Source organism: Psychrobacter sp. (assembly GCF_036731945.1).
Classification (GTDB): domain Bacteria; phylum Pseudomonadota; class Gammaproteobacteria; order Pseudomonadales; family Moraxellaceae; genus Psychrobacter.
Window position 1 is genome coordinate 352 of sequence record NZ_DAINDI010000024.1, and the last position, 12,962, is coordinate 13,313.

Below are 12,962 nucleotides of genomic sequence, written 5' to 3' on the forward strand. Positions count from 1 at the left end.
ATGAAAAACTGCAAAAAGCGCTTGCCCGTATGGGACTTGGCTCACGTCGTCAGATGGAAGAAGTGATTAAAGCAGGTCGTGTGACCGTTAATAATGGACCCGCAACCATCGGTGACCGCGTTGAACAAGGCGATGAGATTCGTGTTGACGGTCGTCAAATCAAATATACGGCTGAAAACGAAAAGCGTCGCCGCGTCTTAGCCTATTACAAGCCCGAAGGCGAAGTTTGTTCTGCTAGTGACCCAGAAGGCCGCCCAACGGTTTTCGAACGTTTACCAAAATTGACTCACGACCGCTGGGTCATGGTTGGGCGCTTGGATATTAACTCAACTGGTCTGCTGTTATTTACCAATGATGGCGAAATGGCGCATCGCTTAATGCACCCATCTAGCGAAGTGACCCGTGAGTATGCCGTACGTGTGCTTGGTGAAGTCACTCCTGATATCGCGCGTACTCTAACGGCAGGCGTTATGCTAGAAGATGGCATGGCACAGTTTGAAGATATCAAAGAAGGCGGCGGTGAAGGCGTCAATAAATGGTATCACGTCAGGTTAAAAGAAGGTCGTAACCGCGAAGTGCGCCGATTGTTTGAGTCACAAGGCCTTAAAGTGAGCCGTCTATTACGTACGCGTTACGGGTCGATTGCGCTGCCAAAAGAGCTGCGTACTGGTCGCTTCTTAGAGCTCGACAAAAAAGACATCAATACCTTGACCGATTTGGTCAGCTTACGCCCACGTCATGGTACTGGTTTGCATGGTGCAGCTAAAGAGAAGCAAGAACGTATTAAAAGTAAGCCACTTAAGGCGCGCCGTGTTGACAGTCGTAGCGATAGCCGTCCTAGCAGTGCAAAACCTAAAAGCAGTGGCAGTCCTGCCAGTCGCGGTTCACGTAATACTCGCGATCGTAATAACAAGCGTTAATCTGGCACGGATTAATCCTAGCTGATAAAAAAGCGGTCAATGATTGATTCATTGACCGCTTTTTTTATACGTTTTTTAAAAATATCACTCACTTTAGGCTTAGTCGTCATGACTATGAATATAATTTTTCATTACTCTTAATTCTTGTAGATGTTGCTCTTCCATTCGCTCTAACAACCCATCTAAGCGCTGCTCAATGCTGTCCAATACCTCTTGTAATAGCCTACTCGCCTCAGCCTGCTTCTGTCCATTTTTAGTATGATGGCTTACATTGATAGTTGCTAAATGATAATGACTGGCTAACATTTCAGGTAAGCGGATATGCAGCATTTTATGTAAGACAAATTGTGATTCGTTAATAGCTGAAGTTACATTTTGCGCTTCTAACTCGTTTTGGTAGTTGTGATAATTGGCTACCTTTTTATCAATGTGCTGCAATTGGCGCAGTTGCTTATCCGATAAAGCTTCTAGATATTTTTTATTTAAGTTTAGCTGTTGCCAATTGAGAGAAGTTAACAACAAGGGCGTATTACTATCTTGATAGGTCAGCACGCCTGGAGTAATACCAACCATTTTATGCAATGCGTGCCAGCCCTTTCTACCCAAATAAAAGACGCTGACAGTGGTAATCACACCAACGCCTATTAATATACTCATGTTACTTTACTCTTCTTTCGACTTATTTCAGCATAAACATTTAAACTCGGGATATTATTATCTCTTATTTATAGCTTAATATCTTCTACATCAGTTTCTCTACCAGCTGGGTTTTCAATTGCTTGGACTTCAACAGCGCTATTATCAATTTGTTGTAGTCTAGAATTGTTGGTTGGGTTATTAAAACGCTGCTGCAAGTATCGATTGGTTGCCAGTAGCTTTTGTCCATCTTGATGATAAGACGCATTCAGCAAGTCATCAAATTGGGTATTAATCGTCCTAAGCACTTCTAATAGCGCCTCTTTACCGGTGACATCAGAGTGCTTAATTTTCGTGGTATCAGCAAGTGCGCCATTCCCGACATCTAAGTCATGTAAGCGGCGATAATCCGCTACCGCCAGTGGCACATGCCTATCCATTAGATTTTGTATCATGACATAGGTTTCATTGACAGTATCTTTATCATCAATTTTGCCATCGTTATTGGTATCGCCATAAATAACCCGCAGCTTCTCGCCTTTATCATTGATTTGATCAAGTGCTGTTTTGACCTCAACTGGCAAGCTTTTTTCAGGGATATAACCCAATTGCGGCATTGCTTTATACTCAAGCATTTTGGGCGCCGTGACTTTTTTAATACCACGATATCCAAGGTACAACCCAGCTGCTGGCAGCACGCCATATAAAATAAACATCACGAACATCGCAGTCAGTTGGTTCATTAGGGTATCCTTGTTGTTTAGCAGAAATGATTGGCAAATTTATTTTTATTTTCGATAATACTTAATCATTATTATTAAACAAAAAAATAAGGCTGTATTAAAGCCTTATATTGTTATGTATTGAGCCGATTGTGTTTAACAATACTAACGACTTTTAAATAATACTCGTTAAATTCAAGTTAGCTTTGCGTACGGCTTTTGACATAACGATGGGTGGACGCAAGACGACTCATCACCGTTTGATGCAATTCTTCTAATAACTCGTCAAGCTCGTAATCAATTTCTAAAAACAAATCCGTGAGCATATCGCCAGCGGTCATTTTTCCTTGCACGACATTGTTCTTTGTGCGATGCGGGCTAAAGCGTTGCAGCTGCTCATAATGATGTAGCGCTTCAGGGATACTTTCGGACACCAACTTATCAATAACAAACTGGCGCTCATTATGTTGTTGCTGTTGCTCAGCGTTCAGCTCGCTACTCCACTCACGGTAGCGCTTTAGCTTACTATTAATTCGGTCTAATATTGCGACCGCTTCAATCGGCATGGCATTTAGGGTGGCTGCATCGACCACATCAACAAGCTCAGTCATAATCGGACAGCGTCCATGTTTAAGATACCATAAGGTATCGGGGTCAAAAGGAGGTCTATTGGTCGGGCGCATTTGGGCGCGATTGGCTAGATAGCGATCGGTCAATGGCGTCGGCGTGCGGATATCATTTACCTGTGCTAGCGCATCACAAATACGCTCGCTACGCTGCGGCTCGCTAAGCGAAGAGTTGGCAGCCGAAGTATGAGTGTTTTCTTGATTAGCGCTACTATCGCCTTGCTTACTTGCATTATCAGAAACTTCTTTAGCGGCAACTTGCTGAGCATTTTTGGCAGCGATGGTTGGCAGGTCGTCTTGGGCTTGCCCAAACGACTGTAGCATTCTTGTCAGACTTATGACCATGACCTACCCTGCTCCTCGCTTATTCTTTATTCATTGCTGACTAATACTGCTGAATAGTACTGATGACTTGGTAGCATCTATTGCAGCAAACATATTGCATTCGACCATTTTACCCCTTATCTTAACAGCTTTTTCGGGCGCTGCCAGTAAGCAAACGTCACCGTTTTGATTGTTAAAGGATAAGCCCATTATCATGAATTTCACCGATTATAGCGCGGGTTTTTTGCTTGGTTTATCCTTGATTATCGCCATTGGCTCACAAAACGCCTTTGTCCTCAAACAAGGACTGAAACGCGAGCACATATTTTTCGTCTGCCTGTTTTGCGCGGTGAGTGACGCGATTTTAATTTCTGCTGGTGTCGCTGGCTTCGGTGCGGTCACAGCGCAATATCCACAAGTTGTGAACATCGCTAAAATTGCTGGCGTTATTTTCTTGCTAGGCTATGGACTGCAAAGCTTATATGCCAGCGTACGCCTATCGCATGCACTCACCGTCGATGGTCAAGTGGTCACCAGTTTAAAAAAAGCCCTGTTATTATGCTTTGGCTTTACTTGGCTTAACCCGCACGTCTATCTAGATACATTGGTGCTGGTCGGCTTGGTTTCAACCAGTGCCAGTAGTAAATTGGCCTTTGCAATCGGCGCTGTCAGTGCCTCGTTCTTTTTCTTTTTTGCCTTGGGCTATGGCGCGCGCCTGCTCAGACCTTTATTTGCCAAACCAAAAGCTTGGAATATATTGGACGCTTTGGTAGGCGTATTAATGCTGTATTTGGCTTGGCATTTATACCAAAGCTAACCACATATTTAGTATATTTAACGCTAAAAACGAAAAAACCAAATACGCTATGAAACGTATGTGGTTTTTTATTTATTCCATCGAGCATTTATGAGACTTTTTTGCGCTTTTTAGGTTTAACAAAGGTTAAGTTTAAAAAGTGCTCAAGCGAATCATCGAGAATATCCAACCAAGGCTCTGGCAATTCAGGTGACATGGTCCCCGTCAAAGTAGAACGATAGGCCTTTTCTCGAAAGGTCATGATATTTTCGGCTTTATATTTTTGCCACTCTTTTAAGATTTCACCCTGCTTTTCAACGGCAAATTCTGGATAATCGGTAGCATTGGTCAAGTCACGAATATAAGCGGCCTGAAAGTCGATTGAATCACTGACCGTCACGCATTTGGCATACGTTGCGAGCCATTTTTGCTCATCTTCTTCACGCGCTGCCAAATCGGGCAATTCGATATCACCCATAATCACATCACGTGCATACCATGCTTGCGCATCGAACATATTAAAGGTGAAATATTGGTCTTGCATACCCAAATAAATCAGCTTTGGGTTTGGCTGCCAAAAGATACCTTTGTACAAGTTGGCTGGATACAAGCAGTTATGCGTCTGCAAACGTAGCTCATCTGGCATAAACGGGAAATGGAACAAATAACCGGTGCACATGATGATGGCGTCAAATTTCTGGCTCGTGCCATCGGCAAAGTGCGCGACATCGTCTTCAAAATGCGTCACTAACGGTACTTCTTTAATACCTTCTGGCCACTCATACCCAAGCGGTTGACTACGATAGCTGATGGTCACTGACTTGGTGCCATATTTATAGCACTGGGTACCGATATCTTCGGCAGAATAGCTACTACCAACCAGTAAAATATCTTCATCTTTAAATTCTAAGGCATCGCGGAAATCATGCGCGTGCAGTATACGACCTGGAAAGGCTTCTAAACCTTCAAAATATGGCATATTTGGCGTTGAGAAATGACCAGTCGCCACCACGACGTAATCAAACTCTTCTACTTCTTGCTCATCGGTTTTGTGGTTCATCACCGTCACGGTGAATTTTTGCGTTTCATCATCAAACGACACCCAACGTACGGGGCACTCAAAGCGGATATATTTTTGGATATCTTGTTTATCGATACGCCCCATGATGTAGTCTTTAAGGACTTCACGCGGCGGATACGATGGGATAGGCTCACCAAAATGCTCATCAAATGAATAATCGGCAAACTCTAAGCATTCTTTGGGGCCATTTGACCATAAATAGCGGTACATACTGCCGTGAACGGGTTCGCCGTTTCTATCTAAACCAGTACGCCAACTGTAATTCCACATACCACCAATGGCGTTTTGCTTTTCATAACATATTATTTCAGGTAAGTACTTTACCCCGGCTAAACGAGCCGCTTCAAAGGCACGTAACTGTGCTAAACCACTTGGACCTGCACCTAAAATTGCAATTCTTTTCTTACTCAAAACTGACTCCTATAATATTGTTGTGCCCCTATCATAACATATTTGTATGGATGACGTTTTTAATGCAGACTTTTGGTGATTAATTGGAATTCGCATAATGATTTGCAAGATATGAAAAGGTGTTACTAAACAACCTTTTGGAATAAGTATTAGTATTTTTCAGCAACTAGGCAGGTTTGATTACTTTAGGAGGTTTTAGAATTTAGCTCAATAATAAAAGAACCATGTTTCTTTACATGGTCTAAAAAATACGGATATATCTTAAAAAAAGAAGGGCGTAAAAAAGGACAGGTAAGAACCACTAGAGAAGTAAGTGGCAGACAAGAAAGGTGAGGATTACACTAAGTCAGGAAATAAGGTACGTAGTCCATTAACGATAATCTCAATAGAAACTGCCGCAAGTAACATACCCATGATACGACTCATGATATTGAGCCCTGTATCGCCTAATAAACGACTGATACGGCCCGCTGCCATTAGCGCCACATAACAAAATAAACTGATAAATAAACCAGCAATCAAAATCGCAGAGACTTGCAAAATACCAGTAACCTGTGATGAATAAATAATCACCGTCGAGATACCGCCAGGTCCAATCATCATGGGAATAGCAATCGGCACCACCGCTGCAGCCATCGTTGGCGGCGCACCTTGCAAATGGTCAACATCAAAGTTCTCTTGATCGGGCTTAACCGGGTTGCCTTCGCCATTCATCATGTTTAGGGCGATTAAAAATACCAAGATACCACCTGCTAGCTGGAACGAACCAATCGAGATACCCAACGCTTTTAGTAGTGTCTCACCTGCTAAGGTAAAAAAGCTGATGGTAATAAAAATCGTCAAACAAGCGATGCGCGCCACTTTACGGCGGTTATTTAGTGAGTAGCCGTGAGTTGAATCCAAAAACAACGTCAAAGCGCCAAAGGGATTAATCAGTACCATAAAGGCTAAGATTATCTTGATAATTTCAGTATCCACTGAGCGCTCGCTTATCTATTGGTCAAATCAGGCAAAAGATAAGGTCACTATGCATAAGTACAGGTACAGGCAAAGACGACCTTATAATCGGTAGCAGCGGCATTGTAGCATAGGCAGATAAGCCTATTAAATCATTAACTTCGCTTAATTCCTCGTCATTACCAATTCAATAGCATATCCGTACAAATCTGCCATTTTAATCACCTATTTAACCGATACTCATGCCATAAAATTAATCAAAATCTTTAGCATCGATTTAGACCGACCGTTAATCTTAAGCGCTAAAATCAAGCCCGATATCTAATGCCGTGGTGCTGTGGGTTAAATACCCCATGGCGATAAAATCAACGCCCGTTTTTGCCACTGCTTGTACCGTTTCAGGGGTGATACCACCAGAGGCTTCGGTTTTGGCGCGACCTTTACACATGGTGACGGCTTTTGATAATACGTCAGGTGCCATATTATCCAAAAGCACCAAATTCACGCCAGCATCTAGCGCTTGCTCTAACTGATCCAAGGTATCGACTTCAACTTCTATCGGAATGAGATGCCCGGCAAAGTCTTGCGCTTGCTGAATAGCGGTTTTGATGTCACCAGCAATAGCGATATGGTTGTCTTTGATTAAAATCGCATCGTCTAATCCTAAACGATGATTGCGCCCGCCGCCGCAGCGCACCGCGTATTTTTGCACAATACGCAAACCAGGAATGGTTTTACGCGTACAAGTGATTTGCGCCGGATAGTCGGCAACACTATCGACGATTTTTTTGGTGTCTGTCGCAATACCACTTAGATGGGTCATAAAGTTAAGCGCGGTACGCTCTGCGGTTAGTAAATTCCGCGCGTTACCTCGCACTGTTGCCAGTACCGTACCCGCTTCGACCGTCGCACCGTCATTGACCTTGGCAATAAACTCGATTTGCTCGTCAATCAAAGCAAAAGACAATCGCGCTAAATCCATACCACATATTACGCCTGCTTGCCGCGCTTGGATCTGTAATTGCGCTTGCATGTCTGCTGGTATAGTCGCTTGTGAAGTCACATCGCCGCGTCTGCCCAAATCTTCCGTTAACGCCGCTTCCACCAAAGGTTTAAGCAATACTTCAGCCAATGCTGGCTCTTGTTTAACTGTCATATTTGACCCTTATTTTTGCCTGATATTTATGTGCGTTCGATACACTTAATAAAATATCTTTTAATTAAACTCAAAATGAGCATAAATATAGCGCAAAGCGCAAAGCCTCGCAAGAAAAGGGTGCAAATTAATAAAATGAACCGATATGATTTCGCTTTGATATGAGTATTTAGCGTCAGTATAGGAAGGCTTATGCAGTCGATGCTATTTTCGTTTAGGTAATTTACTATCCATAAGTAGGCTTTGTAGCTCAATATCATGGCGGAAGCGATAAAGCTTGGCAGGGCGACCGCGCTGGGCGCTACTACTCTGCCCCGTTTCCATGACAAGGTTTTGCGCATCAAGTAGACGGCGGAAGTTTTGCTTATGTAAAGGTACGCCTGAGAGCGCTTCAACGCTTTGTTGCAGCTGCGATAAGGTAAACACATCCGGCATCAAACCAAAGATAAGCGGTCGATATTCAATCTTGGCACGCAGCCTTGAGATAGCAGTCGCAATCACGCGGCGATGGTCGTAATACATCGGTACGCCGATTAACTGCGACCAATTTGTCGGTAGTTGCAGCTGATAACTGGGCGGATAAGTCGGCGCTTCAGGGATTAACCCTGCTTCATAAAGCATCTCATAACGCAGCAGTACATGCTCGGCCACCCATTCTCTATTTTCATAAGTTTTATCAACATTTAGTGCTTTGTCCGTATCTTTGAGATTATCAACTTCTAAAGCTTCCTCACTGATTCCCCAGCACAAACCAATACGCTGACGGCGGCGCTGCTGCACGACTGTCTCTGCTGCGCTATCTGCCCAGCTCAATAACGCTGGCACAATATGATTCATAATCATACTTGGCATGCCGTCCAAGTGATTTTCCCATGGGAAATAATCATACCAATTGCGCCACAATGCTTGGCTTGGCAGCTCCTGCATTTGCGCTTCTTGTACCAACCCTAAATAGCTGACATACACCAGCGCATGCCCATCGACGTTGCGGCGATTGGTATCGACAAAGGTATATAACTGCTCTAAATAACCAAGCGGCTGCTGCGTTTGCTCCTCGACCCATTGACGTACGCCCGCTTGCAAGGAGCGATGTAATGGCATTAATGGCCCATTGGGCAAGAGCTTGCCTTGATCAACCGTTAAAACGCGCGCGGTGTGCTCAGTAATCGCTACCAGCACGGCGACCACTTCTGTGGTGCCGCTACCTTGTTGATGCGAATGCGAATAAGACAACGTCATGGCTTTAAAGGTTTCCTTTATGTTTAAACGTAAAATGAGCGTTTTCAAAATGAAGTGTTTCTGAGCATGCTTAGTATAGCGTGAATCGAAAACTATCATAGCCTGCCGTTGTAAATAGACATTATTAAAGACAATAAAAGAGATAGCCAGCAAAGTAAGTTTTGACGAATTACGTATCATTTTAAAAGCAGATTATAAAAAATACTTGTATTTATGCTCAAAATGAGCATAATTATTAAAACTTGTTATTTAACCATATTTCACTGACTCACTTTTAGCGGCTATTGGTTTGCCGTTATCGCAGCAAAGGTTTGCACTTATGAAAACTTATCCATACGACGCGCCCATCATGAGCACTAATAATCGCATTGCGACTCAGATGAATATCGAATACGCTAAAGCTAAAATCCCAGCGGACTTACCGCGTGCGGAACGACTTGCCGTTGAAGAGAATATTAAGCAGCTATTAAAAGAGCATAACGCGGTATTGGTTGCGCATTACTACGTTGATCCTTTTATCCAAGATTTGGCTTTGGCAACAGGCGGCTGTGTGGGTGATTCGCTAGAGATGGCGCGCTTTGGTCAAGCACATAGTGCACAGACATTAGTCGTCGCTGGCGTCCGCTTTATGGGTGAGTCGGCAAAGATATTGAGTATGGAAAAAACAGTACTGATGCCAGACTTGGAGGCCGAGTGCTCGCTTGACTTGGGCTGTCCTGCTGATGAATTCTCTGCCTTTTGTGATGCCCATCCTGAGCGTACAGTGGTGGTTTATGCCAATACCAGTGCTGCTGTGAAAGCCCGTGCTGATTGGGTCGTAACTTCTTCGGTTGGCATCGATATCGTCCGACATTTGCATGCGAATGGTGAAAAAATTATTTGGGGTCCTGACCGTCACTTGGGTAAATACATCGCGCAAGAGACTGGCGCCGATATGTTGCTTTGGCAAGGGTCTTGCTTGGTCCATAATGAATTTAAAGCGACTGAGCTGCTGCAATTAAAAGAGGAGCACCCAAATGCCAAAGTATTGGTGCATCCTGAGTCACCTGATAGTGTGGTCGCACTTGCTGACGTGGTCGGCTCGACGAGTAAGCTATTGCAATCAACGTATGAGATGGATGCTGACACCTTTATCGTCGCGACAGATTTGGGTATCTTACACGAAATGCAAAAGCGCTCGCCACATAAGCGTTTCTTAGCGGCGCCAACGGCTGGTGAAAGCGCCAGTTGCAAAAGCTGTGCTTTTTGTCCATGGATGGCAATGAATGGTTTAAAGGGGATTGAACAGTGCTTGAGCAATCGTAGCGGTGAGGTACTCATGACGCCAGAGCTGGCAGTAGCAGCTAGAAAACCTTTACAACGTATGCTTGATTTTGCTGAGGCGCAAAAGCAACGTGTGGCTGCGAGCGGTGACATTGTTAAAGACCGCAAATTATTTGCCAATGTGGGAGCGGCCTAATATGAGCGAGGCGTGGTCAGCGGATAAGGTAAATACTCCTAATTCTACGGATACTATCCAAACAGATGTACTTATCATTGGTGCTGGGCTTGCCGGCTTAAGTACTGCCCTTGCTTTGCCACCATCACTAAATATTACGGTACTCAGCAAAGCGGCATTGGAGGTTTGCTCAAGCCATTATGCCCAAGGTGGTATCGCAGCCAGTCTAGATAAGAATGACCGTATCGCTGATCATATCGCTGATACACTCATTGCTGGTGCAGGCTTATGCGAAGCAAATAATACTAGTAATATTCTAAGCGCGGGACAGCAAGCCGTGCAATGGCTATGTGAGCAGGGCGTGCCCTTTACCCTGATTCCGCAACAGGAAAGACAGCCATATAATAATGCAAATCCTTTAGCAGCATTACAGACCAGTAATTTGCATTTAACCAAAGAAGGCGGTCATAGCTGTCGGCGGGTCGCCCACGCTGATGATGCAACTGGTCGCCACGTGATGGAAGCTTTAACAGTCAAAGTAAAAGCTGCGCGTAATATTACTATCCTGCCTTACCATGAGGCGCTCAGCCTTTTAACAAATAGCGCCAATCCAAATAAGCAATGCCAAGGTGCGCTCGTTTTTGACCATAGCAGCCAACGACAATTAACATTCCATAGTCGCGCTGTCGTCTTAGCCAGTGGTGGCTTGGGGCAACTCTTTAAGCGTGCCAGCGCGCCGAACGTCTGTGTCGGCGATGGCGTGATGATGGCATGGCAAGCCGGCTGCCGCTTGGCAAATCTAGAATTTATCCAATTTCATCCGACTGGTTTGGCATTTGGCGACAGTAGCTTTTTGATATCTGAAGCACTACGCGGCGAAGGCGGACGTTTATATTGTCCACAAACTGGCAAGCGTTTCATGCTTGATGTTGATAAACGCGCAGAACTAGCTCCAAGAGATATTGTTGCGCGTGCCATCGCTGAGCAAATTAATAAAAATGGGCTTGGCTACGTCAATCTTGATGTCAGTCACTTGCCAGCGGAGTTTTTGCGCGAGCATTTTCCGCAGATTTATCAAACGCTATTCGAACTCGGTATTGATATCACAAAACACCCTATCCCCGTTGCGCCGACCGCTCATTATAGCTGCGGTGGTGTAGTCACAGATGCCAATGGCGTAACCGATATGACAGGACTTTATGCGGCGGGTGAAGTCGCTTATACAGGTCTACATGGAGCAAATCGCTTAGCGAGTAACTCACTTTTGGAATGTGTGGTGGTTGGGCGCAATATCGCTGCTGTCTTGCCGCGTTATTTAGCAGCTTTAGATAAAACAGATACAACGGCAAATAATGGTAATTTAAAACAGTTAGCTGCTGATATTTGGTCAGCGCCAACTCTTAAAAATACTCAAACGGTTACATTATCTAGCACTACTCTGCCTTTGTTTGATGCTTATCAATATAGCACTACGAAAAGCGCTTTAAATCTTGATAATGAAGTTACTGACATCAACGAAATAACAGCGCAGCTAAAAACACTGATGACCAATAACATGGGTATCACTCGTAGTGCTGAGCAGCTAGAACAAGCCCTCATACGAATTCAACAATGGCAACAGAGCATTGGTTTTGATAAATCTAAGCATTCTACAATAAATAATGAAGATATAGCTAACAGTCAAAATGAGCTGGCAGAATTTCAATTAGCCAGACAATTACAATTAGCCATATTGGTTATTCAGTCCGCTTATCAACGACTTGAGAGCCGCGGCGGTCATTACCGTCAGGATTATCCACAGTTAGCGACTGTACCCAAAACAAGTGTGATTGAGCCAATATCACATCAGCCTAGCACGCAAATAGATTGTTTCAATACTTTTATGATAAATAATGAGGTAATAACGGAGGCCTCATAACGAGTTTTGCCATGTAGTAATATGGCGAATATGACCTCGATTTTCCAGCATTTACACGGTGATATGATACAATCTCCAGCTTCCTAAAAAGACCTTGTTAAAAGTGCCTTCTTAAAACGGCCTTGATAAAAATCATAAAAGCTGCGAGCCCTTCACCATGCAAAGCCTCATTACCCTTGTTTTGGTATTAATGCCAATGTTTATTGGCTTTGCCATTCCCTCAAACCCAACCATGACTAAGCTTGCCGATAAAGGCTTGTCTTATTTGGTCTTTATCATCTTAGGTTTGATTGGTATTGAGCTGGCACAAGTCGAAGGGCTTGGCAGCCAAATAGGTGAAATTGCGCTATATGTCACTATATTATCGATACTAACGATTGGCACCGGCTTATTTGCCTTGATGCTGTTTGACCGTCTGCGTCCATGGCATGCCAAAAAACCTAGTGTCAAATCTAAAGAGCACCGCGTTAGTATTCGCGGCAGCTTGGCACAAGTATTTTGCGTGGCGATTGGTATGGTGATTGGCTATTTCTTGCCAGCCGATTATATGCCACCTGAAAACACCATGACAGCAATGCTAATGATATTAATCTTACTGGTTGGTATTGGCTTAAAGGGCTCGGGTATTACCCTCAAAGAAGTCTTACTCAATAAACGCGGCGTTGAAATGAGCGTTATTTTTACGCTATCGGTATTGGTTGGCGGACTTGTTTTCGCGCTGATGTTTACCGATGTGTC

Annotated in this window: 12 protein-coding genes; 5 read left to right on the forward strand and 7 right to left on the reverse strand. The window is 44.0% G+C overall.

The window, feature by feature from the left end; all coding sequences use genetic code 11:
- Positions 1 to 920 (forward strand): 23S rRNA pseudouridine(2605) synthase RluB (gene rluB, locus V7D75_RS06625; protein ID WP_333613918.1); only part of this gene is annotated, 920 nt, incomplete at its 5' end.
- 99 nt (positions 921 to 1,019) lie between these two features.
- Here the strand turns inward: rluB and V7D75_RS06630 are convergent.
- From V7D75_RS06630 to V7D75_RS06640, 3 genes are all read right to left on the reverse strand, one after another.
- Entirely contained in the window at positions 1,020 to 1,577 is a 558-nt protein-coding gene (locus V7D75_RS06630) for a hypothetical protein (protein ID WP_333613919.1), read from the reverse strand.
- A 68-nt stretch (positions 1,578 to 1,645) separates the two neighbouring features.
- Positions 1,646 to 2,299 (reverse strand): hypothetical protein, encoded by a 654-nt coding sequence (locus V7D75_RS06635; protein WP_333613920.1) that lies wholly within the window; start codon positions 2,297 to 2,299, stop codon positions 1,646 to 1,648.
- A 179-nt stretch (positions 2,300 to 2,478) separates the two neighbouring features.
- A complete protein-coding gene (locus V7D75_RS06640; RefSeq protein ID WP_333613921.1) occupies positions 2,479 to 3,249 on the reverse strand; it encodes a hypothetical protein in 771 nt (256 codons plus the stop codon).
- Between the two features lie 193 nt (positions 3,250 to 3,442).
- Here V7D75_RS06640 and V7D75_RS06645 point away from each other — a divergent pair, with 193 nt between their 5' ends.
- On the forward strand, positions 3,443 to 4,045 hold the full coding sequence (locus V7D75_RS06645; RefSeq protein ID WP_333613922.1) for a LysE/ArgO family amino acid transporter: 603 nt from the start codon (positions 3,443 to 3,445) through the stop codon (positions 4,043 to 4,045).
- Between the two features lie 88 nt (positions 4,046 to 4,133).
- Here V7D75_RS06645 and V7D75_RS06650 read toward each other — a convergent pair whose 3' ends face one another.
- The 4 genes from V7D75_RS06650 to V7D75_RS06665 all read right to left on the reverse strand — a co-directional run bounded on the left by V7D75_RS06650 (position 4,134) and on the right by V7D75_RS06665 (position 8,868).
- Positions 4,134 to 5,516 (reverse strand): NAD(P)/FAD-dependent oxidoreductase, encoded by a 1,383-nt coding sequence (locus V7D75_RS06650; RefSeq protein ID WP_333613923.1) that lies wholly within the window; start codon positions 5,514 to 5,516, stop codon positions 4,134 to 4,136.
- Between the two features lie 336 nt (positions 5,517 to 5,852).
- Complete coding sequence (locus V7D75_RS06655) at positions 5,853 to 6,494, reverse strand: MarC family protein (protein ID WP_200663136.1); 642 nt, start codon at positions 6,492 to 6,494, stop codon at positions 5,853 to 5,855.
- 274 nt (positions 6,495 to 6,768) lie between these two features.
- Entirely contained in the window at positions 6,769 to 7,629 is an 861-nt protein-coding gene (gene nadC, locus V7D75_RS06660) for a carboxylating nicotinate-nucleotide diphosphorylase (protein ID WP_333613924.1), read from the reverse strand.
- 204 nt (positions 7,630 to 7,833) lie between these two features.
- Entirely contained in the window at positions 7,834 to 8,868 is a 1,035-nt protein-coding gene (locus V7D75_RS06665) for an NUDIX hydrolase (protein ID WP_333613925.1), read from the reverse strand.
- Between the two features lie 319 nt (positions 8,869 to 9,187).
- Here V7D75_RS06665 and nadA point away from each other — a divergent pair, with 319 nt between their 5' ends.
- The 3 genes from nadA to V7D75_RS06680 all read left to right on the forward strand — a co-directional run.
- Positions 9,188 to 10,327, forward strand: a complete 1,140-nt coding sequence (gene nadA, locus V7D75_RS06670; protein WP_333613926.1) for a quinolinate synthase NadA — start codon at positions 9,188 to 9,190, stop codon at positions 10,325 to 10,327.
- 1 nt (position 10,328) lies between these two features.
- Positions 10,329 to 12,224, forward strand: a complete 1,896-nt coding sequence (gene nadB / locus V7D75_RS06675; protein WP_333613927.1) for an L-aspartate oxidase — start codon at positions 10,329 to 10,331, stop codon at positions 12,222 to 12,224.
- 157 nt (positions 12,225 to 12,381) lie between these two features.
- A partial coding sequence (locus V7D75_RS06680; protein WP_333613928.1) for a LysO family transporter occupies positions 12,382 to 12,962 on the forward strand: 581 nt, incomplete at its 3' end.